The following is a 24,392-nucleotide window of genomic DNA, read 5'->3' on the forward strand; positions in this document are numbered from 1 at the left end:
GAGATTTTCGGGCCGGTGTTGTCGGTGCTGACGTTCCGTACTCCGGCTGAGGCGGTGGAGAAGGCCAACAACACCCCGTACGGGTTGTCGGCCGGCATCTGGACGGAGAAGGGTTCGCGCATCCTGTGGATGGCCGACCGGCTGCGCGCTGGGGTGGTGTGGGCCAACACGTTCAACAAGTTCGACCCGGCCTCGCCGTTCGGCGGCTACAAGGAATCCGGCTACGGCCGCGAAGGCGGGCTGCACGGGCTGGAGGCGTACCTCGATGTCTGATCGACGAGTGACCGTGCGCAAAACGTACAAGCTGTTCATCGGGGGAGCGTTCCCGCGCTCGGAGAGCGGGAGGTCCTACCCCGTGACGAGAACGGAGCACGCCGCCAGGGCCTCGCGCAAGGACGCCCGTGACGCGGTGGTGGCCGCGCGTAAGGCGTTCCCCGGCTGGTCGGGCGCCACGCCGTACAACCGGGGGCAGATCCTCTACCGCGTCGCCGAGATGCTGGAGGGCCGCCGTGCCCAGTTCGCCGACGAGGTCGGCGGCCCGCGCAAGCAGGCGCTGGAGCAGGTGGACGCCGCGGTGGACCGGCTCGTCTGGTACGCGGGCTGGGCCGACAAGATCGCCGCGGTGCGTGGCTCTGCCAACCCGGTGGCGGGGCCGTACTTCAACCTGTCCTCGCCGGAACCAGCCGGGGTGGTCGCGGCCATCGCGCCCGCCGACCCCCTCCTCGGCCTCGTCTCCGCCGTCGCACCCGTGATCGTCACCGGCAACACCTGTGTCGTGGTCGCCTCGGAGCGGGCGCCGCTGCCCGCCATCACGTTCGCCGAAGTGCTGGCCACCTCCGACCTGCCGGGCGGAGTCGTGAACATCCTCACCGGGCACCAGGCAGAGCTGGCGCCCTGGCTGGCGGCGCACATGGACGTCAACGGGCTCGACCTCACCGGCGTGGGAGCCCCCGAACTGGCGCTGGCCTGCGAGCAGGCGGCGGCCGAGAACTTCAAACGCGTGCTCACAGCGGAAAACGACCGAGGAACGGGACGCATGACCGCGTTCATGGAGACCAAGACGGTCTGGCACCCCGCCGGGATCTGATCGACCCCGCACCCGCAAGGACACGGCACACGGGCCGTGGCCTCGGGTCACCCATCCCCAAATCTGGAGGAACCCCCATGGAACCCACCGGTGTTCTCGTCGTCGGGAGCATCACCGCGGACGTCACGGCGTTCAGCCAGCGGCTGCCGCGGCGCGGTGAGACCGTGCTCGGCGACGACTTCACCCTCGTACTCGGCGGCAAGGGCGCGAACCAGGCCGTGTCCGCGGCCCACTCGGGCGCGCCGACCTGGATGGTCGCCTGCGTGGGCCAGGACCCGTTCCGCGACATCGTGCTGTCCGGGCTGGAGGCGCACGGTGTCACCCTCACCGAGGTGCGCACGGTCGAGGGCCGCACGGGCGTCGCCCACATCCGCGTGGACGCCTCAGGTGAGAACGACATCGTCATCACGCCGCTCGCCAACGCCTGTCTCGACGAGGCGATGGTCACGCAGAGCGTCGAGCGCGTCCGCGACCGGGTCGGCGTCCTGCTGCTCCAGCTCGAGATCCGGACGGAGGTCGCCTGCCACGCGGCGCGGGCGGGCGCGGCGGCCGGGCTGACCGTGGTCCTGGACCCAGCGCCCGCCCAGGAACTGCCGGACGACGTGTGGCCGCACCTCGACATCGTGACCCCGAACGAGAGCGAGGCCACCGTGCTGACCGGCGTGCAGGTCACGGACCTGGAGTCGGCGGAGCGGGCGGCGGTCTGGTTCCTGGAGCGCGGCGTGGGCCACGCGATCATCACGCTCGGCGCGGGCGGCGCCCTGTCGGTCACGAAGGAGCGCACCCGCCACTTCCCCGCGTACGCCGTGACGCCCGTGGACACCACGGCAGCCGGTGACGCGTTCACCGGCTTCTTCGGCGGCGCCCTCGCCGCCGGCCTCGACGTGGACACCGCCATCCAGTACGGCATGGCAGCCGGCGCCCTGGCCACCACCAAGGCCGGAGCCAGCCCCTCGCTCCCCGGCAGGGACGAGGTCGAGCCATTGGTCAACACCTCCATGGAAGGAGCCACCCGATGAGGCGCAACCAGGGAACGCTCAACGCCCAGCTCGCCCGCGTGATCTCCGAGCTCGGCCACACGGACGCGATCATCGTCACCGACGCGGGACTGCCCATCCCGAGAGACGTGGAACGCGTCGACCTGGCCGTCAGGGAGAACCTGCCCCGTTTCCTCGACCTGCTGGACGCGGTGCTGGAGGAGGTGGCCGTGGAGGGCGTGCTGCTGTCGGAGGAGATCAAGCAGCACAGCCCGGACATGCTGGCCGCGATCGAGGAGCGCTTCGACCAGCTGGGCCTGACCCTGGAGTTCCTGCCACACACCGAGTTCAAGCAGGCCACCACCGGGGCCAGGGCGGCCGTGCGCTCCGGCGAGTTCACCCCGTACGCCAACGTCCTGCTCACCGCGGGCGTCGTGTACTGATCGGGAGCCTGGCATGCATCTCCAGCTTGCCGATGTGCGCAAGTCCTTCGGCGACAACAGCGTCCTGCGGGGCGTCAGCTTCGACGTCGGCCCCGGCGAGGTCGTGGCGCTCGTCGGAGAGAACGGGGCGGGCAAGTCCACGCTCACCCGGGTGATCTCCGGCGCGCACCAGCCCGACTCGGGGCGGCTGCTGATCGACGGGACCGCGACGGTCCTCAAGGACCCGCAGGCCGCGATGGCACAGGGCATCGAGGTCATCTACCAGGAGTTCCAGCAGAACCTGTTCCCGCACCTCAGCGTGGCCGAGAACATGTACGTGCTGGACCGCGAGCGCGTCTTCGGCCGCCTGTTCGTCTCCAAGCAGCGCATGGCCGCCGAGGCGAGGCAGGCGCTGCGCCGCCTCGGCATGGAGATCGACGTGCAGCGCCAGGTCAGCGAGCTGAGCGTGGCCGAGCGGCAGATGCTCGAGATCGCCAAGGCCATGACGCACGAGCTGCGGCTGATCATCCTCGACGAGCCGACCGCGGCGCTCGACGAGCAGGAGTCCGAGCAGCTCTTCGCCCAGGTGAACCGGCTGCGCGAGGCCGGCGTGTCGGTGATCTACATCAGCCACCGGCTGGACGAGGTCTTCGCCCTGTCGGACCGCATCGTCGTGCTGCGCGACGGCCGGGTCACGCTCGACGCCCCCACCGAGCGGCTCACCCCGGCCAAGGTCGTCACGGCGATGGTCGGCGACGCCGTGGACGACTTCTACCCCAAGGAGCGCAACGCCAGACCGGAAGTCGTCCTGGAGGTGCGCGGCGGGCAGGGCGCCCGGTTCCACGACATCGATCTCCAGGTCCGGGCCGGTGAGGTGGTCGGCATCGGCGGCGTGGTCGGCTGCGGGCGCAGCGACCTGCTGCGCGCGCTGTTCGGCCTGCAGCCGCTGACCGGCGGTTCCGTGCTCGTGGACGGCTCCGGCGTACGCGTCGCGAGCGTCCAGGACGCGATCGGCAGCCGGATCGCCTACCTGTCGCCCGACCGGCAGGCCGAGGGCCTGTGCATGGGCCAGTCGGTCGAGTCGAACGTGTCGCTGGCCTCGCTGCGCGAGTTCAGCCCCGGGAGCGGTGTCGTCCGGCGCGGCAAGGAGCGCGCGGCCACCGGCGCGGTCATCTCGGAACTGCGGGTACGCGCCGCCTCCCCGTCCATCCCGGTCAGCTCGTTGTCCGGCGGCAACCAGCAGAAGGCCCTGTTCGCCAAATGGGTGATGACCAGGCCGCGGGTGCTGCTCATGGACGAGCCGACCAGGGGCGTGGACGTCGGGGCCAAGACCGAGATCTACCGGATCATCAACCAGCTCACCGCGGACGGCGTCGCCGTCCTGCTCGTGAGCTCCGACCTGCCGGAACTCGTCGCCATGTCCGACCGCGTGGTCGTGATGCGCGAGGGACGGCTCGTCGCCGAGCTGACCGGCGACGACCTCGACGAGCAGTCCATCCTCAAGCACGCACTGGTAGGTGCCGCATGACCTCGAAGCTCAAGACCGTCGCGGGCCGGCTGCGCGCGGTGTGGATGCTCCTCCTGGTAGGGATCGTCCTCTCGGTGGCCTCGCCGGTCTTCCTCACCCCGACGAACCTGCTCAACGTCGCGCTCGCGACCTCCGTGGCCGCGCTGCTCGCGGCCGGGCAGACGTACGTGATCATCCTGGCCGAGATCGACCTGTCCGTGGGCTCGGCGCTCGGCTTCTCCGCCGTCGTCACCGCACTGACGCTCGGCACGTACGGGCTGATCCCCGCGCTGGCCGCGGGCCTGGCGACCGGCGCGGCCATCGGGCTGGTCAACGGCCTGCTCGTGACCAGGACCAGGATGCCGTCGTTCATCGCGACGCTGGCCACGATGTCGGTGTTCGCCGGGCTCACCCTGCACGTCACCTCGGGCAACCCCATCCCGGTGACGGACTACGACTTCCAGGGGATCGGGCAGGCGAGGTTCGCGGGCGTGCCGGTGCCGGTGTGGATCATGCTGGTGGCGTTCGGGATCTTCGGGTTCGTCCTGGCCCGCACCCGCTTCGGCCGCTACGTCTACGCCACCGGCGACAACGTCGAGGCCGCGCGGCTGTCCGGCATCAGGGTCCACCGCGTCAAGATCCTCGCCTTCGTCATCAGCGGCGTGCTGGCGTCCCTGGCCGGGTTCATCATCACCGCCCGGCTCTCCACGGCCCAGCCCACCGCCGGCGCCGGCCTGGAACTGGACGCGATCGCGGCCGTCATCATCGGCGGCACCAGCCTGGCCGGCGGCCGCGGCACCCTGCTCGGCACCCTCGTCGGAGCGCTCGTCCTCGGCGTCATCGACAACGGGATGAACCTCCTCGACGTCTCCCCGTTCCTCCAGGACGTGGTGAAGGGCCTGGTCATCCTCCTGGCCGTCTTCCTGGACCGCAACGTGGACCTCCTCCGCAGGCTCGTGCCGCGCCGGGCCGAATCCCCCGTACCCGCCCCAGAACTCGCACAGCACATCTAAGGAACAGCCATGCACACTCCCCGCAAAATCCTCGCCGTCGCGATCCTGGCCGCCGTCTCCCTGACCGCCTGCAGCCGGGGCGGCGAGGAGACGGCCACGGGCGCCGTCAAGGCGTCCGGCAAGAAGGACGCCACGATCATCATGAGCACGCTCGGCAACCCGTTCTTCATCAGCGTGAAGGACGGCGCCGAGGCTCAGGCCGCCAAGAGCGGCATCACCCTGAACGTGCAGAACGCCGACAACTCCGACGCCACCTTCCTCAACCAGGCGACGACCGCCATCTCCAAGCAGACCGGGATCCTCATCCTCGATCCGGTGGGCAGCCAGTCCGCCAGCAGCTCCGTCACGCAGGCGAACGCGGCGAGCATCCCCGTGATGGCGTTCGACCGCAAGCCGTCCGGCGGCAAGCTGGCCACGTTCGTCGGCTACGACGCCGTCCAGGCCGGCAAGAACGCGGCCGACGCGCTGGCCGAGGCCGTCGGCGGCAAGGGCAAGGTCGTCGAGATCCAGGGCATCCTCGGCACCAACGTGGCCCAGGACCGCAGTAAGGGCTTCCAGCAGCAGATCGCCACGCACAAGGACATCAAGGTCGTCGCCACGCAGGCGGCCGACTTCGACCGCGCCAAGGCCCTGAACGTGATGACGAACGTGCTGCAGGCCAACCCCGACATCGACGGCGTGTACGCGGCCAACGACGAGATGGCCATGGGCGTGCTGTCCGCGCTCAAGGCCCGCAACCTGGTGGGCAAGGTCAAGGTCGTCGGCAACGACGGCATCGCCGACGCGCTGGCCGCCGTCGCGGCGGGCGAGATGTACGCCACCAACGCCGAGTCGCCCTTCGCGCTCGGGCAGAAGGTGATCTCCCTGGCCTCCGACGTCCTGGGCGGCAAGCAGGTGCAGGCCGACGAGACGCTGCAGGGCAAGCTGGTCAAGAAGGACAACGTGAAGGAGTACGCGGACTACCTCGTCGGCCTCGGCGACAAGTCGGGCGTTCCGGACAGCCTCAAGTAGGAGCTTGAAGCTCACTTTTCGCCACAAACACGATGATCGGCTGGAAACTCACAAACAACACAAGGCCGGATGATCGGCAACAAAGCATCCCAACACTTACCTCCAGCAAAACCTTGGAGGTAAGTGTTGGGGTACAGCAGACGCGATTTCCTGTCCGCCGTCGGTGTTTCCGGCGGGGCAGGCGCGCTCTTCGCGACCATGGGCGCGCTCGGGCTTGCGCCGTCCGCAGAGGCGGCCGCGAAGGGGACCTTCGGCCCGCCGCAGCCGTCCGACTTCTCGCTCACCGGACGGTCCGCGAAGAAGGTGGTGATCCTCGGCGCGGGGATAGCCGGCCTCGCCACGGCGTACGAGCTGGGCAAGGCGGGCTACGACTGCACGATCCTGGAGGCGCTCGACCGGGTCGGCGGCCGGAACTGGACCATCCGCGGCGGCGACCGCGTGACCGAGCTCGACGGCTCCACGCAGGTCGCGCAGTTCGGTGACGGCCTCTACCTCAACGCGGGCCCGGCCCGGCTGGCGCAGTGGATGGTCACCATGGACTATTGTCGCGAGCTCGGCGTGGACCTGGAGGTCTTCACCAACTCCAACGCCCAGGCGTACATCTACCACCAGAACATGCCGGCCCCCGTCCGCTGGCGTACCGCCAAGGCCGACGTGTACGGGTACGTCTCCGAGCTGCTGTCGCGGGCGACCGACGCGGGGGCGCTGGACGCCGCGCTCACCGCGCAGGACAAAGAGCGGCTGATCGCCTTCCTGTCGAGCTTCGGGGCAGTGGGGGACAAGGCGAGCGGATTCAAGTACTCCGGAACCACCCGCCGCGGCCACAGCGTGAACCCGGGCGCGGGCGACCAGCCGGGCACGCTCCTCGGGCCGGTGCCGTCGCTGTCGGAGGTGCTGGGGAGCGGCGTCGGGCAGCGGTTCGCGTTCGAGTTCGGCTACGACCAGGCGATGCTGATGTTCCAGCCGGTGGGCGGCATGGACGCGATCCCGCGGGCCTTCGCCGACAAGATCGGGCGGCAGCGGATCCGGCTGCGGGCCGAGGTCACCAAGATCACCGATCTGCAGGACGGCGTGGAGGTGGAGTATCAGGACCGCCACGGCCGTACCCAGAAGATCAAGGCGGACCTGTGCGTCGCGGCGATGCCCCCGCACATTCTCGCCAAGACCGCGCACAACCTCGGCGCGGAGGTCCAGGCCGCCCTCGCCACCCCGACCGTCACGAACGCCGGCAAGATCGGCCTGGCGTACCGCCGCCGCTGGTGGGAGACCGACGACGACATCTACGGCGGCATCACCGCCACCGACCTCGACCTGGCCACGATCTGGTACCCCTCCTACGGGTACGGCACGTCGCGCGGCCTGGTCGTCGGCTACTACAACTTCGGCGCCCAGGCCGACGCGTACGCCGCGCTGAAGCCCGCCGAGCGCGAGCGCCGCGCGATCGAGCAGGGCATGAAGATCCATGGCGCGAAATATCGCGACGAACTGGCGTCGTCGGTGTCCATCGCCTGGAAACTCCAGCCGCACATCGAGGGCGCGTGGGTGGGCTGGCCCTCCAGGCAGGGCGCGTACCAGCTCCTCGGCAAACCCGCCGGGCACGTGTACTTCGCGGGGGACTGGCTGAGCTACATGATCGCCTGGCAGTCGGGAGCCCTGGAGTCCGCCCGCAAGGTCGTCACCGAGCTGCACCAGCGCGTCCTGAGCACCTCCTGAGAGGACACCACCGCATGAAGATCCGCACCATCGCTCTCCCCGCGGCCGTCGTCCTCGTCCTCGGCACGAGCACCGCTGCGGCCACCCCCACCTGGTCGCCCCTGCCGCAGGAGGTCAAGCCGTTCCTGCCCGCGGGCACCACCAACCCCGCGATCGCCGACGGCGTGGCGCTCGGAAAGCAGGTGGCCACCTACACCGCCAGCGGCTTGGGGCCGGCGGCGGCCAACCCCGCGGCGCCCGCCGACTCTCCCGAACGCTACGTCGACTTCCCCGGCGGGACCCTGCCCCCGGGCGTCACCCTCACCGAGGCCCAGGCCCTCGGCGTGCTCAAGCGCATCAAGGCCAATCTCTCCGCGGCCGGTCTGGGCCTCGCCGACGTCGTCTCCATGCGCGCCTACCTGGAGAAGCCTCCTGGAGCCGAGGCGGCCGACTTCACCGGCTGGAACCGCGCCTACCGTCAGTTCTTCGCCAACACGGACCTGGCCACCGGCCAGGCCGTACCCGTCCCGCTCGGCACAGCGCCGCCCGCCCCGCCCATGGAGGTCAACCCGGCCCGCCCGGCCCGCGTGACGATCGAGATCGCCAACCTCCCGGTCGCGGGCTGGCTCGTCGAGGTGGAGGTCGTCGCCGCGTACAAGCACTGACCGGCCCACCCGGAGGTGCGGGTGGGGCGACGCGGGCCGACAACGTGCGTTCAGTCGTGGAAGATGACCACGCGGGGCTCCCGGTGCTCGTCGGCGATCGGCTGCCCGGGCTCGCGCCGCCCCTCCGCCAGGACGCGTCCGGTGCGCGGGTCGACGACGCGGTAACGCGCCGGCAACCCTTCCTCGCGCGTCGGACGGAGCGCGCCGCCGTTCTCCTGGTAGACCACGTGCAGCCGGCCGGGCACGTGCAGGGCGCGCGGGCTGACGAAGATCTCCCAGTCGGGCTCCATGTCGGTCGTGGGCAGCCCGTCCAGGATCTTGCCGAGGAGCCCGACGTAGGTGGATCCCTCGAAAGCCAGGGAGTCGCGCCAGCCGCCGGAGGGGGCCAGGAAGTACGGCTCGTGCCCGGGCTCGCCGTCGTGCAGCTTCCACTGCCAGATGTTGGCGGCCCCGTAGACCACGCCCATGGTGCCCCCGGCGCACAGGTTGCTCCACGCCTCATGCCCCTGCCACCAGCCGGCGGCGTTGGTGCTCGAGCGGGTCTGCTCGTAGGTCGGCTCGCCGTTGGCGACGGCCTTGACCGGGGTGTCGCGCCACATGCCGGCGACCCGTTCGGGGACGTGCTCGCCGCCGTGGCCGGTCTGGCACCACTGGAAGTCCAGCCAGTCGGCGTCCTGCCAGGCCCGGTTGTCGGCGTGCGGGCGGTAGTGGATGCCGGTGGGCTGGCCGTAGCAGTCCCAGGCGTGGACCTCGGCGCCGCCGGCCGGGATCTGCGGCTCGCGGCCTGAGCCGTCGGCGCCCACCAGGTAGATCGCCGGGCGGGCGCCGTAGCGGGCCACCAGGTAGCGGCAGTAGCGGGCGTACTCGGCCGACGGCACGACGGTCCCGGCCACGTCGAGGCCCTTCCAGCCGAACCCCTGGAAGACCGGCTGCAGCACGGGCACGATCTCGTGCTCCGCCAGGATGTCCAGGAGCCGGTCCAGGTACTGGAAGTAGGCCGGGTTGAGGTCGTTGATGTGGCCGGTCGGCAGGTCCTCGAAGGCGACGTCGAAGCCCTCGTCGGCGTGCCGGTCGCGCGGTCCGGTCGCGCGCATGTCGGGCTGGACGGACATGAGCAGCACCGCGTTGAAGCCCTTGGCGTGCCGGTCGGCCGCGTAGAGGCGTACCTGCTCCTCGGTGGCCCGCCACGGCAGGGCCCAGGCGGTGTCGGCGACGAGGATCGCGGGGGCGCCGTCGGCGTGGACGAGGCTGCGCCCGCCCGGCGACATGGTCCAGAAGCCGTGGCGCCGGAACCGGTGTGCTCCCGGCTCGGCGGGCCGCACCTCGACGATCCCGCTCGCCCCGCGAAGGCCGGGGTCGTCGAGGGAGGCTTCGGCGCTCCAGTGCCAGCGGCCGTGCGGCAGGGGCGAGCTGAAGCGGACCCGCCAGGTACGGCCGCCGTCGTAGAAGGCGGGCCGGCGCAGCGTGAGCCCGCTGTCGTGGGTGAAGTCGGCCCAGACGTCGACGGCGGTGTAGGCGTCGGGGATGCCGGTCGAGGCGGTGAGCGTGATCTCCGCCTCGCGCCAGGCTCCGGCGACGCTGATGACGTCGCCCATCAGCCGTCCACCTGGGCGGTCAGCAGCGCCTTGCGGGCGATGCGCTGCGCGGCCAGGGCGTCCTGGCGCGCCTGCGCCTCGGCCAGGGCGGCCACGTCGAGGATCCGCAGCGCCCGCCAGATCGTCCGCATCACCTCGATCCCGGCCCTGGCGGCCTCCACCGCGTCCTCGCGGAAGGGGAACTGGTCGAGCTGCCAGACGCCCTGCCAGTTCGCCTGGCACAGGGTGTGGAAGAACTCGAAGGTCTCCACCAGGTGGATGGAGCCGACGACCATGTCGTCGTCCCAGCCGCGGAAGTTGTCGTTGACGTCGATGGCGAACAGGCGGTCGTGGTCGAGGATGAGCTGGGCGGCGTCCGCGGGGGACTCGAGGCCGTACAGGGAGTGGCCGAAGTCCAGCAGGATCCCGACGTTGGGCACGTCCATCTTCTCGATGGCCAGCAGGGTGCGGGCGGCCGAGGAGAAGGTCATGCGGTTACGCGGCTCGCGCGGCTTGTACTCGATCGCGAAGCGCAGGTCGGGGTGGCGCTGCGCCAACTCGCGCACGGCGTCGACGGACATCTGCCACAGCGCCCTGTAGTCGGCCTGGAAGGGGTAGTCCCAGCCGTCCTGGCCGGGCCAGAGCTTGACGTAGTCGCAGCCGAGGCGGCGCGCGAGGTCGGCGGACTCGCTCACCAGCTCGATGGCCTCGCGCCGGATGCCGGGGTCGGGGTTGGTGAAGCCCCCGCGGGCGAACTTCCTGGTGTAGATCTCCGGCGTCAGCGCGATGGCCCGCAGCCCGTTGGCCTTCAGCCGCTCCTCCAGCAGCTCCACGTCGAGGTCGCCGGGGTTGAACGGGTAGTTGATGTCGACCACGGACAGGCTGCCGACCTGGCCGGCACGGTCGATCGCCTCCAGGGTGGAGACGGGCGGGCCGTACCCGTCGGTGGCATAGCGGTCGCGAAACTGCCCGAAGTGCCACAGACCTGCGCCGAAGAGGGGTTCTGCCGTCATGCGGGTCTTTCTCCTATCCCTTGATCGCACAGGAGATATGAATTTATATTCACCATCGCCTGGCTATTCAAGCGGAATGTAACCTCGCCGCCAGGTGGCCGTCAAGAGCAGCGCAGACGGCCTCATTGACATGGGTCCGACGCGAGCCTTAGCTTCAAAATATGCCTAATCATATTGGAATAGATATTCACGATTTGGCGGCCGATCCCGTGCAGTCGGCCGCCTACCGGGAGGTGGCCGAGCGCATCCGCGCAGCCGAACGGCACGCCGCCGCAGCAGAGCTGGAGCGCCTGGCCACCGAGGTGCGCCGGAGCATCGTCCGGACGATCGACCGGGCACGCATGGGGCACATCGGTGGCGACCTGTCCGTGACCGACATCCTGGTCGCCTGTTTCTACGGCGTGCTGTCCGTCGATCCCGAGCGCCCGCGCTGGGCCGGGCGCGACCGGTTCGTGCTGAGCAAGGGACATTGCGCGGCCGCCCTGTACGCCACCTTGGCCCACTGCGGATTCTTCCCGGCGGCGGAGCTGGACACGTTCATGGCGCCGCTGTCGGCGCTGAACGGTCACCCCAACCGCATCAAGGTTCCCGGCGTCGAGACCAACACGGGCGCTCTCGGGCATGGCCTGCCGGTGGCCACCGGATGCGCGCTGGCGGCGAAGCTCGACGGCGCGAGCTGGCGCACGTTCGTGGTCCTGGGCGACGGGGAGCTGCAGGAGGGCAGCAACTGGGAGGCCGCCATGGCCGCCGCCCACCACGGCCTCTCGTCGCTGACCGCGATCGTCGACCGCAACCGGCTGCAGCAGGGCGCCAGAACGGAGGAGACCAACGCCCTGGGCGCCCTGGACGACAAATGGCGCAGTTTCGGCTGGGAGGTCCGCGAGGTCGACGGGCACGATCACCTCGCGCTGCTGCAGGCGATGAGCGGTTCGTCCACCGGCCGGCCGGTCGCCGTCATCGCCAACACGATCAAGGGGAAGGGCGTGTCGTTCATGGAGGACCGGGTGGAGTGGCACCACAAAGTGCCGAGCCCCGAGCAGGTCGAGGCGGCGCTCGCGGAGCTGGCGCGATGACCCTCACCGAGCAGCAGGCCGCGTTCGACTGCCGCCGGGACTTCGCCGAGGAGCTCCTGACCCTGGCCGAGCGGGACGCGCGGATCGTGGCCGTGTGCAACGACTCCGTCGGCTCCAGCAACCTCGCCGGCTTCCGCGAGCGGTACCCCGATCGGTTGATCAACGTCGGCATCGCCGAACAGGACCTCGTCGGGGTGGCCGCGGGTCTGGCGAACGCGGGCAAGATCCCGTTCGTGTGCGCGGCGGCGCCGTTCCTGACCGGGCGCGCGCTGGAGCAGATCAAGGCCGACGTCGCCTACAGCGAGGCGCATGTCGTGCTCTGCGGGCACAGCCCCGGCATGGCCTACGGCGAGCTCGGGCCCACCCACCACTCGATCGAGGACCTGTCCTGGATGCGCGCGGTCGCGAACCTCGACGTGATCGTCCCGGCCGATCCCGTGCAGACCCGTGCCGCCGTGCGCTGGGCGGCGGCCTCCGGCAGGCCCTCCTACCTGCGGATCCCGCGCTTCAAGGTGCCCGTGGTCACGCCGGACGACGCACCCTTCGAGCCGGGCCGGGCTGTCCTGCTCCAGGACGGCGGCGACGCCACGGTGATCGCGATCGGCTCCCTGACCTCCCGCGCCCTGCAGGCGGCGGCCCGCCTGCGCGAGGATGGTGTCTCCGTACGTGTGCTGAACATGCCCTTCCTCGACCCGCTGGACGAGGACGCCGTCGTCGCGGCCGCGCGCGAGACCGGCGGGATCGTCACCGCCGAGGAGGCGACGACCAGCGGCGGGCTCGGCGCGGCGGTCGCCGCCGCCGTCGTCACCCGTCACCCCGTCCCGATGCGGATCCTCGGCGTGCCCCGCGTGTTCGCCCCCACCGGGGACACGGCCTTCCTGCTCGACCACTTCGGGCTGTCCGCCGACGGCATCGTCGCCGCCGTGAGAGACCTGACGCGCCATGGCTAGCCCGCTCATCCTGGCCGTCGACCAGGGCACCAGCTCCACCAAGGCGCTGCTCGTCGATGCCGGGGGACGGGTCGTCTCGCGCGCCGTCGCCCCGGTCGCCGAGAGCCAGCCCCGCCCCGGCTGGGTGGAGCAGTCCGCCGAGGAGCTGTGGCAGAGCGTACGGCGCGCGGTCGCCGGCTGCGTGGACCCCGCGCAGGCCGCCAGGGTCGCCGGTGTGGGGTTCAGCACCCAGCGCGAGTCGCTGGTGTTGTGGGACCGCCGCACCGGCGAGCCCGCCGGGCCGCTGATCAGCTGGCAGGACCAGCGCACCGCCGACCGGTGCCACGAGCTGGCCGCCACCGGGGCGGCCGAGCTGGTGCGGTCGGTGAGCGGGATGCCGCTGGACCCCATGTTCTCCGCGCTCAAGGCGCGCTGGCTGCTCGACACGTACGATCAGGACCGGCGCCGCAGCCGGACGGGGGAGCTGTGCCTGGGCACCGTGGACTCCTGGCTGCTCAGCCGCTTCGGCGGCGAGCACGTCATCGAGGTCGGCAACGCCTCCCGCACCCAGTTGCTCGACGTCGGGACCGGCGACTGGGACCCGCGGCTGCTCGACCTCTTCGGCGTGCCACGCGAGGTCCTGCCGCGGGTGGTCGCCTCCTCCGGCGGCTTCCCCGCGGTCCGGGACCTGGCGCCGCTGCCCGACGGCGTGCCGGTGCTGGCCGTCATGGGCGACTCGCACGCCGCCATGTTCGCGCACGCGGGCTGGCGGCCCGGCGTCGTGAAGGCCACGTACGGCACCGGCTCGTCGGTGATGGCGATCGGCGACCCCGGCGAGGTGCCCGGACTCTGCCGCAGCATCGCCTGGGACCTCGGCGCCGGGCCGGCGCCTGCTGTCGAGGGCAACATCCGCGCGACCGGCCGCACCATCAGCTGGCTGGCCGAGCTGTTCGGCGCCGGCGCCGACGTGCTGCTGGCCGAGGCGGAGGACACCGGCCCGGCAGGCGTGCACTTCGTCCCTGCCTTCGGCGGCCTCGGCGCCCCGTGGTGGGAGCCGGACGCCACCCCCGTCGTCACCGGCCTGACCCTGGGCACGCGGCGCGGCCAGCTCGTCGCCGCCGCCCTGGAGGCCGTCGCCTTCCAGGTCGAGGACGTCGTGGCGGCGATCGACCAGGCCGTCGGCCACGTACGCGTCCTCATGGCCGACGGCGGGCTGACCCGCAGCGCCCGCCTGATGCGGCTGCAGGCCGACCTCAGCGGCCGCACCGTCGCCCGGTCCGGCGAGCACGACCTGTCCTGCCTCGGCGCGGCCGACGCCGCCGGGCTCGTGGCCAAGCTGTGGACGCTCGAACAGCTGGAACAGCGGCCACGGCCCGCGGACGCGTTCGAGCCCGCCCTCGACGAGACGGAACGCGCGGCCAGGAAGGCCGCCTGGCACGAGGCCGTACGCAGATCCCGGCCTCCGGACCAAAGGAGCAGCACATGAGCACTGGGCGCAATAAGCTGAATTAATCGTCCAGGCATGAATAGACAATCGGCGTAGACGCCGAGAGGAAGGCGGTGCGCGGTGGCCCCTGACCCGGGAGGGAGGCGCGACACGACCAAGGATCACCTGCGGCTCCTGGCCAGGGTGGCTCGCATGTACCACGAGCAGGACATGCGCCAGCCCGAGATCGCCGCCGCGCTCAACATCTCCCAGCCTCGGGTGTCCCGCCTGCTCAAGGAGGCGGTCACGCGAGGCATGGTGCGCACGGTGGTCACGCTGCCGGAAGGCGTGCACACCGAGCTGGAGGAGGAGCTGCAGCGGCGCTACGGCCTGCGTGACGCCGTCGTCGTGGACATCGAGGACTTCCAGGGCGACGTCATCCCGCCGCTCGCCTCGGCCGCGGCCAGCTACCTCAGCGTCACCTTCACCGGTGGAGACGTGATCGGCATCTCCTCGTGGAGCGAAACGCTGCTCGCCACCGTCGAGCGCATGCCGCAGAAGAACTCGCAGGTCGCCGACCGCGTCATCCAGCTCGTCGGCGGCGTCGGCAGCCCCGAGGCCCAGGTGCACGCCACCCGGCTGGTGGCCCGCCTGGCCAACCTCACCTACGCCCGGCCGGTCTTCGTGCCCCTCCCCGGCGTGGTCGCCACCGCGGCGATCCGCGACGCGCTGGTGCAGGACCCCACCGTGATCGACGTCCAGTCCCAGTGGAACGACCTGACCGTCGTGCTGGTCGGCATCGGCAGCCTGGAGCCCTCGCCATTGCTGCTCAGCAGCGGCAACGCCGTCAGCCAGGCCGACCAGGAGGAGCTGCGGGCCCTCGGCGCCGTCGGTGACGTGTGCCTGCACTTCTTCGACGCCGTGGGCAAACCCGTCGACTCGGGCTTCGACCAGCGCGTCATCGGCATCGACGCATCCACCTTCCGCTCCGTCGGACGCCGGGTCGGGGTGGCGGGCGGCATTCGCAAGTTGTCCGCGATCAAGGCCGCCATCGAGGGCGGCTGGATCAACGTGCTCATCACCGACCTGCGGGTGGCCCGCCTCCTCTGCCCCGAGGAGTGAGCCGCCGGTTCAGGCGGCTCACTCGCCCTGTCCGTCAGCCGCGTTTCGCGGCCGGCCAGCCATAACCCCAGCCGCCCTGGACCATGGTCTGGAAGGCCCAGCCGTCCTCGGTGCGAACCAGCAGGTCGGCGTAGTGCATGTGCTGCTGCCGGCCTTCGATCGTCATCGTGGCCTCCGTCTCCACGACCACGAGATTCCGGCTGAGGAAGTGCGGCGTGCGCTTCGACTCGAGGTCGAGTCCCGCGGTGCCGCCGCCCATGGCTTCCTTCATCGCCTCGATGTACTCCGCCCGCGTCCACTGCCGTACGGCCGCGTAGCCGTCGGGCACGTCGGTGGCCAGGTTCATCGGGAAGACCGCCAGGTCAGCCAGCTGCTCGATCGCGCCCTGCTCGGCGAGCGCGTCGTACTCGGCGAACCACTCTTCGACGCTCTTCAGTTCCTCGCTGCTCGGCCGATACATATGTGCCCCTCTCTCGAACCGTACGCTGTACCGTACAGCATACGGGATCGTTGGGCAAGCCCGTCCCGTGGAGGCTGTTCGAGGGGTTTTTCAGTCGCTCGCCGGCGCCCGGAGGGAAATGCGCAATTCGCCGAGCAGGTCGCGGATCAGCGCCGACCCGGTCAGCTCACGGGTGGTGACGTAGCCCACGCGGCGCAGGGGTGCGCCGTCGCCGAGCTCGGTCGTGGCCACCTTGGGCGGCGCCCCCACGGCCGACAGCCGCGGCACGATCGCCGCGCCGAGCCCGTGGCCGACCATCGACATGACCACTCCGTCGTCCTCGACCGTGATGTCGCCCGGCGGGATCCACTCCTGCCTGGCCAGCCAGCGGCGGGTCTCGCCCGAGCAGTTCTCGTGCCAGTCGATCATGGGCAGCGAGCGGGGATCCGGGTGCCCCGCCGGATAGGCCAGCACGTACGGCTCGGCGTACAGCTCCTTGGTGACCAGACCCTCCACGTACACCGGCAGCGAGACGACGCCCACGTCGGCCCGCCCGTCGGCCACCTCGCCGGCGATGCCCCTGCCCAGGTCGGGCACGATGCGCACGTCCACGGTGACCCGGGGATGGCGCTGGCCGAACCGCACCAGCACCCTGGGCAGCAGGTGGAAGGCGGCGCTGCGGAAGGCGGCCAGCCGGATGGTCCCGGTGGCCTCGCCGCGGGCGGCGGTGCGCGTGTCGGTCTTCATGACCTCCATGAGCCGCAGGATGTGCCGCGCGTGGCCGACCGCCGCCGCCCCGGCTGCGGTGGCCTGGGCGCCGCCGCGCCCTCGGTGGAACAGCACGGTTCCCATCTTCCGCTCGGCGGCGCGCAGCGCGTGCGAGACCGCCGACTGGGTGAGGCCCAACCGCGCACCTGCCGCCGACACGCTGCCCTCGCCGTCCACGGCGATGAGCACGCGTAGTTCGGCCGCGGTCAGATCGTTCACGGCGCAGACAACGTATGAAGGACCTTCATACATTCCGCGCGATCCAGAAACACCACCCGCTGGCTGGCCTTACGCGGCCTCTCTAGGGTCGGGCGCATGAGAGTGATGCACGCAGAACAGCTTGGCGGTCCCGAGGTGCTGACCCTGGCCGAGGTGCCCGACCCGGTGCCGGGACCCGGCGAGACCCTGGTGGACGTCGAGGCCGCCGGGCTCAATTTCGCCGACGTCAAGCGGCTCGAGGGTTCCTACCTGCCGCCGGAGCTTCCGTTCGTGCCGGGCAGTGAGGTCGTGGGCCGTACCGTGGACGGCCGCAGGGTGCTGGCCTTCGCCAGTCGCGCTTTCGCGACGAAGGCGCTGGTGAAGGAGGCTGTCGAGATCCCCGAAGCGCTGCCCGCGGGCGCCGCGCTGGCGCTGCTGGTGCAGGGCCTGACCGCGTGGCACCTTCTGCGTACGGCGGCGCGGATCGCGCCCGGCGAAAGCGTCGTGGTCAACGCCGCGGCCGGCGGGGTGGGTCATCTGGCGGTGCAACTGGCCAAGGAGTTCGGGGCCGGGCGGGTGATCGGCACGGCCTCCACCCCAGAGAAGCGCGAGCTGGTGCTGGGTCTCGGCGCGGACGCTGCGATCGACGGCGCCGCCGGCGACTACGCCGCGCGGGTGATCGAGGCCAACGGCGGCTCCCCGGTGGACGTGGTGCTGGACGCCGTGGGCGGGGCGGTGTTCGACGCCGCGCCGCACGCGATCGCGCCGTTCGGCCGCCTGTTCACGTACGGGACCTCGGGCGGGACCGCCCCGAAGCCGGTCGATCCCGGCCTGCTCAGCGAGCGCAACATCGCGGTGGGCGGCTACTGGCTCGGCGCCCACCTGCGCCTGCCCGCGAGCACCGCCGCCGCGCCGCTGGCCGAGCTGATCGAGCTCACCGCCGCCGGCCGGCTGCGCCCGCTGACCGGCGGGGAGTACGAGCTGGCGCAGGCCGGCCGGGCACTGGCGGATCTGGCGGCCCGCCGTACCGTCGGGAAGGTCATCCTGCGAAACCCTTGAGCGTCAAGGCGCGCATGTTTCGGCGGCTGTCAGCGGGCACTGGACACGACACGTCCCGCCGGCGCCGCTGCGGCGGCGGGCCCTGACCGGCGATAGGAGGGAGTTCGGGTGGATACGCAGCAGGATGTGATCGCGGTTCTCGTCACCGATCACCGCGAGGTCGAGCAGATGTTCGCCAAGCTCGAGCAGATGAAGGGCGGGATCAGCGAGCAGGCCAAGACGGTGGCCGAGCAAGTGGTCATCGAGCTGGTGCGGCACTCGGTCGCCGAGGAGGAGTACCTGTATCCGGCCGTACGCGAGCACGTGCCCGGCGGAGACAAGATCGCCGATCACGAGATCGCCGAGCACGCCGAGGCCGAGGAGACCATGAAACGGCTGGAAGGGCTGGAGCCGCGCGACGCCGACTTCTGGCCCACCACCGAACTCCTGATGAGCCAGATCCGCCACCACCTCCAAGAGGAGGAGGGCGACCTGTTCCCGCGGCTGCGCCAGGCCTGCCCGCCCGAGCAACTGATCGAGCTGGGGAACAAGGTGCAGCGGGCCAAGAAACTGGCCCCCACCCGGCCGCACCCGGCGGCGCCGGACACCCCGCCGGCCAACAAACTCCTGGCGCCGGGAGCCGCTCTGGTGGACCGCGTCCGCGATGTCCTCACCGGCCGGGGACGCCCCTGAGGCCGTTACCGGGCTTCCAGGAGGCGGACGATCTCCGCGTGGCCGGTGCCGAGCCACCACTCCGAGCGGAGCTCGCCCGCCTCGTCGCGTACTTCGGCCACGACCCGCACGTCGCGTCCTTCGAACGTCTCCCTGCGCACCGTGATCAGCGCCCCCTGCGGCGCATGCTCGGTGGCGAGGGCGACCATTTCTTCCTTGATGTCGCGGCCGGCGTAACGCCTTGCGAGATCGACGGGACGCCGGCCCTGGCCGTCGGGCGATGACGGGTCCGCTCCGGAGTCGAGCAGCGTTCGTACGACGGCCGTCGCGCCGCGCTCGGCGGCGTGGCTGAGGGCGGTGCGCCCGGCGGAGTCGGCGATGCCGGGATCGGCACCCCTGTCCAGCAGTGCTCGCACCACGGCCAGGTGGTCGTTGGCGGCCGCCCAGTGCAGGCCCGTCATCGCGCTCCGCGTGACGTCCTCCCGCCGGTCGGGGTCGGCGCCGGCGTCGAGCAGCGCGATCACCGTCTCGGTGTGCCCCCAGCACGCGGCGGCGCAGAGGGGCAGCCCTTCGCTGTCTCCCGTGCTCTCCCTGCCGGGATCGGCGCCGGCGGCCAGCAACATCCGGACGATGCCGGCGTTCCCCTGCACGGCGGCTCGGTAGAGGGCCGTGGCGCCGTCCTCGTCGGGTTCGTCCGGCGCGGCGCCCCCGTCCAGCAGCCGCCTGACCTGCTCTGTCTCCCCGGCGGCCGCCGCCGGCACCAGATCGAGTTCAGTCATGCGCCCCAGTCTGTACGGCAGCCGCCCTCGTGATCCACCGGATTTCCTAGATCCACGGCGAGGGCGGCGCGGTCGGGGTCCGGCAGCCACTGGCTTCGCGGGTCGAACGGCCGGAAGTCGTCCACGATGAAGCGGATGAGCCGGGCCAGCACCGGGTGATGGTTCTGCCGGTGGCTGAGCAGCCAGCACGGGTACACCGGCACGGGGCCGACGACCGGGATCTGGACGGTACGCGGATGCCAGGGCACCCGGAGCCGCTCGCCCACGAACCCGATGCGTTCGCCGGAGCCGATCTGCTCCACGAAGTACTCCCAGCCGAAGTCCGGCCCCGAGGTGTCGATCGGGATGTCGAACGCGGCGCCCAGGAACCGGTAGAACTCGGCCCACTCGCTGTCCGGGACGTTGCCGGGCATCCACACGGTCGACCCGGACAGCCGTTCCACCTCCACTTCCCGCAGGCCGGCGAGGGGGTGGTCGCGGCCGACCAGGAGATGGACCGGTTCGAGGTAGGCCGGCACGTAGAGGAGGTCCTCCTCCAGCGTCCCGGTGACGCGGGCGAAGGCGGCGTCTATGGACCCGTCGGCGAGCGCGCCGCGGGCTGATCTGAGCCCGTTCGAGGTGATGACCTCGATGTCCACGTCCTCGACGGTCTCGTGGAACGCCCGGAGCAGGTCGATGGAGCGCAGCCGGGTGTCCAGCACGTCGACCCGGAGCGAGCGGCGCCGCCCGCGCAGCACGTCGAGCGCCTGGTCGGCGATGCCGACGAGGGCGCGCGCGTGATGCAGGAACGTCCGGCCGTCCTCGGTGAGGTCTGCCCCGTTGCGTGAGCGGAAGAACAACCGCACGCCGAGGTCGGACTCCAGCTTCGCGATCCGCTTGGAGACGGCCTGCTGGCTGATCCCCAGCCGGGCCGCGGCCTCGCTGAAGTACCGGTCCTCGGTGACGGCGACGAAGGCGCGGACCGCGCCGAGATCAAGGTCCGCCGCGGCCTCCACCACAACCTCTGGTTGTGACGAACCGGAGTGTCGATTGTTGGACAACCGGGCCTGCTCTCGGGTCGAATGCTCGGGTTCGCGAGTGAGCCTACAACCAGGGGGCGTGGTCTTCGGTGGGATCCTTCGTGCATCTCCACGTGCACACCGAGTACAGCATGCTCGACGGCGCCGCCAAGGTCGGCCGGCTGATGGAGGAGGTCTCCCGGCAGGGGATGCCTGCCGTGGCGATGAGCGACCACGGCAACGTGCACGGGGCGTACGAGTTCTACCAGACGGCACGCAAGGCGGGCGTCAAACCGATCATCGGCATCGAGAGCTACGTCGCTCCGGCCTCGCGCCGCCACCGGCAGGCGGTCTACTACAGCGACAACCTCGCGCTGCGCCGCTCCAACGACGGCACAGGAGAGGGCGGCGACGTCTCCGGACGCGGCCTGTACACCCACATGACGATGTGGGCGGCCGACGCTCAGGGTCTGCGCAACCTGTTCCGCCTGCAGTCCCGGGCCTGGCTGGAAGGTCATGTCCAGAAATATCCGCGCATGGATGATGAGCTGCTCGCCGAGCACGGCCGAGGCATCATCGCGACGACCGGCTGCCCGTCCGGCCAGGTGCAGACCAGGCTCCGGCTCGGCCAGTACGACGAGGCCGTCGAGGCCGCCGCCCGATATCGCGACATCTTCGGCCCCGACAACTATTTCCTCGAATTGATGGATCACGGCCTCGCCATTGAGCGCCGGGTCCGCGACGACCTGCTCAGGCTCGGCAAGCAACTCGGCCTGCCGCCCCTGGCCACCAACGACTCGCACTACGTCACCGAGGACCAGGCCCAGGCGCACGACGTGCTGCTGTGCGTCGGCACCGGCAAGCGGCTCGCCGACGCCGACCGGTTCCGGTTCAGCGGCAGCGGCTACTACATCAAGCCCGCCGAGCAGATGCGCGCGTTGTGGGACGGCGAGGTGCCCGGCGCCTGCGACAACACGCTGCTGATCGCCGAGCGGGTCGGCGACTACGGCGAGGTGTTCGCCCATCGGGATCTGACGCCGCGCTTCCCGGTCCCCGACGGCGAGAGCGAGTCCAGCTGGCTGCGCAAGGAGACCCTGCGGGGGGCGCGGCGCCGCTACGGCGGGCACCCGTCGCAGGAGGTGCTCGACCGCATCGACTACGAGTTGTCGGTCATCGACACCATGGGCTTCCCCGGCTACTTCCTGGTCGTGGCCGACATCTGCCGGTACGCGCGGGAGAACGGCATCGGCCTGGGCCCCGGCCGCGGCTCGGCCACCGGGTCGATCGTCGCCTACTGCACGGGGATCACCCAGCTCGACCCGATGGAGCACAAGCTGATCTTCGAGCGCTTCCTCAACCCCGAGCGCATCACCATGCCGGACGTCGATCTCGACTTCGACGACCGCCGGCGCGACGAGATGATCGACTACGTCAGCCGCAAGTACGGCGAGGACCGGGTCTGCCAGATCGTCACCTTCGGCACCATCAAGGCCAAGGCCGCCATCAAGGACTCCTGCCGCGTGCTGGGCCTGCCCTACGCCCTGGGCGATCGCATCACCAAGGCGTTCCCGGCGGCGGCCGGCGGCAAGGAGATCCCGCTGGCCGCCATCCACGACGAGCACCACCCCCGCCACGGCGAGGCGGCCGAGCTGCGCCAGATGTACGAGCAGGACCCCGACGTCAAAAGGGTGCTCGACACGGCGACCGGCATCGAGGGCCTCACCCGCGGCACCGGCATCCACGCGGCCGGCGTGATCCTCTCCGCCGAGCCCTTGGTCGACGTGATCCCGCTGGCCAAGCCGAAGGCCGACGGCCCGGTCATCACCGCCTTCCCCTTCACCCAGGCAGAGGACATGGGCCTGCTGAAGATGGACTTCCTCGGCCTGCGCAACCTCACCGTGATCGGCGACGCGATCGCGGGCGTCCGCGCCAACAAGGGCATCGACATCGACATCTTCGACGTCCCGACCGACGACGCCAGGACGTACGAACTGCTGGCGCGCGGTGACACGCTCGGGGTCTTCCAGCTGGACGGCGGCGGCATGCGGGTGCTGCTGAAACTGATGCAGCCCACCACGTTCACCGACATCGCCGCGGTGAACGCGCTCTACCGGCCCGGCCCGATGGAGATGAACGCCCACACCAACTACGCGCTGCGCAAGACCGGCAAGCAGCCGGTCGAGCCGATCCATCCCGAGCTCGAGGAGGTGCTCGAGCCCATCCTGGGCGACACCTACCACCTGGTCGTCTTCCAGGAGCAGGTCATGGCCATCGCCCAGCAGCTCGCCGGGTACTCCCTCGGCGCCGCCGACATGCTGCGCCGCGCCATGGGCAAGAAGAAGAAGGAGGTCCTGGACGCCGAATGGGACCGCTTCTCCGCCGGCATGCGCGAGCGCGGCTTCGGCGAGGCGGCGATCAAGGCGATCTGGGACGTCCTGGTCCCCTTCAGCGGCTACGGCTTCAACAAGTCGCACACCGCCGGCTACGGCCTGGTCTCCTACTGGACCGCCTACCTCAAGGCCAACCACCCCTGCGAGTATCTGGCCGCGCTGCTCACCTCCGTCGGCGACGACAAGGACAAGATGGCCGTCTACCTGGCCGACTGCCGGCGCCTGGGCATCAAGGTGCTGCCGCCCGACGTCAACGCCAGCCAGCTGGACTTCGCCGCCGTCGGCTCCGACATCCGCTTCGGGCTGGGCGCCGTACGCAACGTCGGAGCCGGCGTCGTGGACGCCATCGTCACCACCCGGGAGGACCGAGGCCGCTACACCGACTTCAACGACTTCCTCGCCAAGGTGCCGACCGTCGTCTGCAACAAGCGCGTCATCGAGTCGCTGGCCAAGGCAGGCGCCTTCGACAGCCTGGGGCATCGCCGCAAGGCCCTGGTCGCGGTCCACGAGCAGGCCGTCGACGCCGTCATCGACGTCAAGCGGAACGAGGCCCGCGGCCAGGACTCGCTGTTCGGGGAGCCCGGCCAGAGCGGCGCATTCTCGATCATGATTCCCGGCGCGATCCCCGGCGAGGAGTGGGACAAGGCCACGCTGCTGGCCTTCGAACGCGAGATGCTCGGCCTGTACGTCTCCAGCCACCCACTCGACGGCGCCGAACGCGTCCTGGACGCCAACCGCGACACCACCATCGCCGACCTGCTGGCCTCCGGGCGGCAGGACGGCGCGACCCGGATCAGTGGCATCATCTCCGGTCTGCAACGCAAGGTCACCAAGCAGGGCAGCCCGTGGGCGATCGTCACCCTCGAAGACCACGACGCCGCCGTGGAATGCCTCATCTTCCCCAAGCCGTACACCCTGTACGGGGAAGCGCTGGTCCAGGACCGCGTGATCTCGGTGCGGGGACGGATCAACGTACGCGACGAGACGATGAGCGTCTACGGCGAGGAGATCGCCCTCCTCGACGTCTCCCGGGCGGACACCGAGCCGCCCGTGGTGATCTCGATCCAGGAGACCCAGCTGATCCCGCGACTCGTTCAGGAGTTCAAGCACATCCTGACCACCCATCCCGGGCGGGCGCCCGTCCACGTGCGCGTGCACCGCCACGGCGCCAAGAGCGTGCTGCTGAACCTCCAGCCCTTCCAGGTCACCGCGGAGCCGGCGTTCTACGGCGACGTCAAGGCGCTGTTCGGCGCGGGCGCGATCGGCGGATCATGATCCGCGACCGGACCTGCCCGCGCTGCCGCACCGGCGACGTCCTCGCCGCCCTCCGCCTCCAGCACACCTGGACGAACGCGTCGGGGAGCCAGGTCCGGGGCACCAGCGAAGTCCTCGTCTGCGCCCGCTGCGACGCGGGCGACCCCCTCACCGGCCCGATCGTCACGTACTTCACCGTCCACGGGTCCGCGCGACCGGAGGACGCGGCTCAGCTCGCGGGGTACCTGCTGCGCTGGGTCGAGCGGGCACGGCCGCCGAAGCCGGACGAGGACGCCCTGAACGCCGAGGCCGAAGCCTGGCGCCGCGGCGAACTGTGACCGCCCG

The 24,392-nt window shown here is 70.9% G+C and carries 23 protein-coding genes; 17 read left to right on the forward strand and 6 right to left on the reverse strand.

The window, feature by feature from the left end; genetic code table 11:
• The 9 genes from ACIBVN_RS53505 to ACIBVN_RS53545 form a co-directional block, all read left to right on the forward strand.
• Window positions 1-273: aldehyde dehydrogenase family protein (locus tag ACIBVN_RS53505; RefSeq protein ID WP_397149415.1), on the forward strand; the 273-nt coding region annotated here is incomplete at its 5' end.
• Complete coding sequence (locus ACIBVN_RS53510; RefSeq protein ID WP_397149417.1) at window positions 266-1,087, forward strand: aldehyde dehydrogenase family protein; 822 nt, start codon at window positions 266-268, stop codon at window positions 1,085-1,087. The genes ACIBVN_RS53505 and ACIBVN_RS53510, both read left to right, overlap by 8 nt.
• A gap of 77 nt (window positions 1,088-1,164) precedes the next feature.
• Window positions 1,165-2,106, forward strand: coding sequence for a ribokinase (locus ACIBVN_RS53515; RefSeq protein ID WP_397149419.1), 942 nt, complete (start codon window positions 1,165-1,167; stop codon window positions 2,104-2,106).
• A complete protein-coding gene (gene rbsD, locus ACIBVN_RS53520; protein WP_397149420.1) occupies window positions 2,103-2,507 on the forward strand; it encodes a D-ribose pyranase in 405 nt (134 codons plus the stop codon). Before ACIBVN_RS53515 ends, rbsD begins: the two co-directional genes overlap by 4 nt.
• Before the next feature lie 13 nt (window positions 2,508-2,520).
• Complete coding sequence (locus ACIBVN_RS53525) at window positions 2,521-4,014, forward strand: sugar ABC transporter ATP-binding protein (RefSeq protein WP_397149422.1); 1,494 nt, start codon at window positions 2,521-2,523, stop codon at window positions 4,012-4,014.
• Window positions 4,011-5,006: an ABC transporter permease gene (locus ACIBVN_RS53530; protein WP_397149424.1), complete on the forward strand. Its 996-nt coding sequence runs from the start codon at window positions 4,011-4,013 to the stop codon at window positions 5,004-5,006. The genes ACIBVN_RS53525 and ACIBVN_RS53530 overlap by 4 nt, the downstream gene beginning before the upstream one ends.
• Window positions 5,007-5,015: 9 nt before the next feature.
• Complete coding sequence (locus tag ACIBVN_RS53535; RefSeq protein WP_397149425.1) at window positions 5,016-6,017, forward strand: substrate-binding domain-containing protein; 1,002 nt, start codon at window positions 5,016-5,018, stop codon at window positions 6,015-6,017.
• Window positions 6,018-6,143: 126 nt separating this feature from the next.
• Window positions 6,144-7,730, forward strand: coding sequence for an FAD-dependent oxidoreductase (locus ACIBVN_RS53540; protein ID WP_397149427.1), 1,587 nt, complete (start codon window positions 6,144-6,146; stop codon window positions 7,728-7,730).
• Window positions 7,731-7,744: 14 nt separating this feature from the next.
• Complete coding sequence (locus ACIBVN_RS53545; RefSeq protein ID WP_397149429.1) at window positions 7,745-8,374, forward strand: Rid family hydrolase; 630 nt, start codon at window positions 7,745-7,747, stop codon at window positions 8,372-8,374.
• A 50-nt stretch (window positions 8,375-8,424) separates the two neighbouring features.
• Here ACIBVN_RS53545 and ACIBVN_RS53550 read toward each other — a convergent pair whose 3' ends face one another.
• Both ACIBVN_RS53550 and ACIBVN_RS53555 read right to left on the reverse strand, forming a co-directional pair.
• Complete coding sequence (locus tag ACIBVN_RS53550) at window positions 8,425-9,969, reverse strand: DUF4038 domain-containing protein (protein ID WP_397149431.1); 1,545 nt, start codon at window positions 9,967-9,969, stop codon at window positions 8,425-8,427.
• Window positions 9,969-10,961 (reverse strand): sugar phosphate isomerase/epimerase family protein, encoded by a 993-nt coding sequence (locus ACIBVN_RS53555; protein WP_397149432.1) that lies wholly within the window; start codon window positions 10,959-10,961, stop codon window positions 9,969-9,971. The genes ACIBVN_RS53550 and ACIBVN_RS53555 overlap by 1 nt, the downstream gene beginning before the upstream one ends.
• 161 nt (window positions 10,962-11,122) lie before the next feature.
• On the opposite strand from ACIBVN_RS53555, the gene ACIBVN_RS53560 reads away from it, so the two are divergent.
• The 4 genes from ACIBVN_RS53560 (at window position 11,123) to ACIBVN_RS53575 (ending at window position 15,511) form a co-directional block, all read left to right on the forward strand.
• Window positions 11,123-12,034 carry a transketolase gene (locus tag ACIBVN_RS53560; protein ID WP_397149434.1) on the forward strand — a complete coding sequence of 304 codons (912 nt, stop codon included), beginning with the start codon at window positions 11,123-11,125 and terminating at the stop codon, window positions 12,032-12,034.
• Window positions 12,031-12,984: a transketolase family protein gene (locus ACIBVN_RS53565; protein ID WP_397149436.1), complete on the forward strand. Its 954-nt coding sequence runs from the start codon at window positions 12,031-12,033 to the stop codon at window positions 12,982-12,984. The genes ACIBVN_RS53560 and ACIBVN_RS53565 overlap by 4 nt, the downstream gene beginning before the upstream one ends.
• Window positions 12,977-14,449: a glycerol kinase gene (locus tag ACIBVN_RS53570; RefSeq protein WP_397149438.1), complete on the forward strand. Its 1,473-nt coding sequence runs from the start codon at window positions 12,977-12,979 to the stop codon at window positions 14,447-14,449. Before ACIBVN_RS53565 ends, ACIBVN_RS53570 begins: the two co-directional genes overlap by 8 nt.
• 81 nt (window positions 14,450-14,530) lie before the next feature.
• The gene (locus tag ACIBVN_RS53575) at window positions 14,531-15,511 is read left to right on the forward strand and encodes a sugar-binding transcriptional regulator (protein WP_397149439.1); all 981 of its coding nucleotides are present in this window, start codon (window positions 14,531-14,533) and stop codon (window positions 15,509-15,511) included.
• A 34-nt stretch (window positions 15,512-15,545) separates the two neighbouring features.
• On the opposite strand, the gene ACIBVN_RS53580 is transcribed toward ACIBVN_RS53575, so the two are convergent.
• Window positions 15,546-15,971 (reverse strand): nuclear transport factor 2 family protein, encoded by a 426-nt coding sequence (locus ACIBVN_RS53580; RefSeq protein WP_397149441.1) that lies wholly within the window; start codon window positions 15,969-15,971, stop codon window positions 15,546-15,548.
• A 90-nt stretch (window positions 15,972-16,061) separates the two neighbouring features.
• Window positions 16,062-16,937 carry a LysR family transcriptional regulator gene (locus ACIBVN_RS53585; protein ID WP_397149442.1) on the reverse strand — a complete coding sequence of 292 codons (876 nt, stop codon included), beginning with the start codon at window positions 16,935-16,937 and terminating at the stop codon, window positions 16,062-16,064.
• 96 nt (window positions 16,938-17,033) lie between these two features.
• Between ACIBVN_RS53585 and ACIBVN_RS53590 the strand changes: the two genes are divergently transcribed.
• Together ACIBVN_RS53590 and ACIBVN_RS53595 are read left to right on the forward strand one after the other, a co-directional pair.
• Window positions 17,034-17,975 carry a zinc-binding alcohol dehydrogenase family protein gene (locus tag ACIBVN_RS53590; RefSeq protein WP_397149443.1) on the forward strand — a complete coding sequence of 314 codons (942 nt, stop codon included), beginning with the start codon at window positions 17,034-17,036 and terminating at the stop codon, window positions 17,973-17,975.
• A gap of 108 nt (window positions 17,976-18,083) precedes the next feature.
• A complete protein-coding gene (locus tag ACIBVN_RS53595; protein WP_397149444.1) occupies window positions 18,084-18,647 on the forward strand; it encodes a hemerythrin domain-containing protein in 564 nt (187 codons plus the stop codon).
• A gap of 5 nt (window positions 18,648-18,652) precedes the next feature.
• Here the strand turns inward: ACIBVN_RS53595 and ACIBVN_RS53600 are convergent, their stop codons facing one another.
• Window positions 18,653-19,405, reverse strand: coding sequence for an ankyrin repeat domain-containing protein (locus tag ACIBVN_RS53600; protein WP_397149445.1), 753 nt, complete (start codon window positions 19,403-19,405; stop codon window positions 18,653-18,655).
• Window positions 19,402-20,400: a LysR family transcriptional regulator gene (locus ACIBVN_RS53605; RefSeq protein ID WP_397149446.1), complete on the reverse strand. Its 999-nt coding sequence runs from the start codon at window positions 20,398-20,400 to the stop codon at window positions 19,402-19,404. The genes ACIBVN_RS53600 and ACIBVN_RS53605 overlap by 4 nt, the downstream gene beginning before the upstream one ends.
• Before the next feature lie 125 nt (window positions 20,401-20,525).
• Between ACIBVN_RS53605 and dnaE the strand changes: the two genes are divergently transcribed.
• Complete coding sequence (gene dnaE, locus ACIBVN_RS53610) at window positions 20,526-24,068, forward strand: DNA polymerase III subunit alpha (RefSeq protein WP_397149447.1); 3,543 nt, start codon at window positions 20,526-20,528, stop codon at window positions 24,066-24,068.
• A complete protein-coding gene (locus ACIBVN_RS53615) occupies window positions 24,065-24,385 on the forward strand; it encodes a DUF6300 family protein (protein ID WP_397149448.1) in 321 nt (106 codons plus the stop codon). The genes dnaE and ACIBVN_RS53615 overlap by 4 nt, the downstream gene beginning before the upstream one ends.
• Window positions 24,386-24,392 lie beyond the last annotated feature (7 nt).

Source organism: Nonomuraea sp. NPDC049400, assembly GCF_044466425.1.
In the GTDB taxonomy this organism is placed as follows: Bacteria; Actinomycetota; Actinomycetes; order Streptosporangiales; family Streptosporangiaceae; genus Nonomuraea.

Excerpts from the sequence above, each read along its gene's own strand:
- ACIBVN_RS53510 (WP_397149417.1), top strand. The coding sequence starts at position 266 with ATGTCTGATCGACGAGTGACCGTGCGCAAAACGTACAAGCTGTTCATC.
- ACIBVN_RS53590 (WP_397149443.1), top strand. The coding sequence starts at position 17,034 with ATGAGAGTGATGCACGCAGAACAGCTTGGCGGTCCCGAGGTGCTGACC.
- ACIBVN_RS53550 (WP_397149431.1), bottom strand. The coding sequence starts at position 9,969 with ATGGGCGACGTCATCAGCGTCGCCGGAGCCTGGCGCGAGGCGGAGATC.
- ACIBVN_RS53615 (WP_397149448.1), top strand. The coding sequence starts at position 24,065 with ATGATCCGCGACCGGACCTGCCCGCGCTGCCGCACCGGCGACGTCCTC.
- ACIBVN_RS53565 (WP_397149436.1), top strand. The coding sequence starts at position 12,031 with ATGACCCTCACCGAGCAGCAGGCCGCGTTCGACTGCCGCCGGGACTTC.
- ACIBVN_RS53515 (WP_397149419.1), top strand. The coding sequence starts at position 1,165 with ATGGAACCCACCGGTGTTCTCGTCGTCGGGAGCATCACCGCGGACGTC.
- ACIBVN_RS53545 (WP_397149429.1), top strand. The coding sequence starts at position 7,745 with ATGAAGATCCGCACCATCGCTCTCCCCGCGGCCGTCGTCCTCGTCCTC.
- ACIBVN_RS53580 (WP_397149441.1), bottom strand. The coding sequence starts at position 15,971 with ATGTATCGGCCGAGCAGCGAGGAACTGAAGAGCGTCGAAGAGTGGTTC.
- ACIBVN_RS53535 (WP_397149425.1), top strand. The coding sequence starts at position 5,016 with ATGCACACTCCCCGCAAAATCCTCGCCGTCGCGATCCTGGCCGCCGTC.
- rbsD (WP_397149420.1), top strand. The coding sequence starts at position 2,103 with ATGAGGCGCAACCAGGGAACGCTCAACGCCCAGCTCGCCCGCGTGATC.
- ACIBVN_RS53560 (WP_397149434.1), top strand. The coding sequence starts at position 11,123 with ATGCCTAATCATATTGGAATAGATATTCACGATTTGGCGGCCGATCCC.
- ACIBVN_RS53570 (WP_397149438.1), top strand. The coding sequence starts at position 12,977 with ATGGCTAGCCCGCTCATCCTGGCCGTCGACCAGGGCACCAGCTCCACC.
- ACIBVN_RS53525 (WP_397149422.1), top strand. The coding sequence starts at position 2,521 with ATGCATCTCCAGCTTGCCGATGTGCGCAAGTCCTTCGGCGACAACAGC.
- ACIBVN_RS53530 (WP_397149424.1), top strand. The coding sequence starts at position 4,011 with ATGACCTCGAAGCTCAAGACCGTCGCGGGCCGGCTGCGCGCGGTGTGG.
- ACIBVN_RS53555 (WP_397149432.1), bottom strand. The coding sequence starts at position 10,961 with ATGACGGCAGAACCCCTCTTCGGCGCAGGTCTGTGGCACTTCGGGCAG.
- ACIBVN_RS53600 (WP_397149445.1), bottom strand. The coding sequence starts at position 19,405 with ATGACTGAACTCGATCTGGTGCCGGCGGCGGCCGCCGGGGAGACAGAG.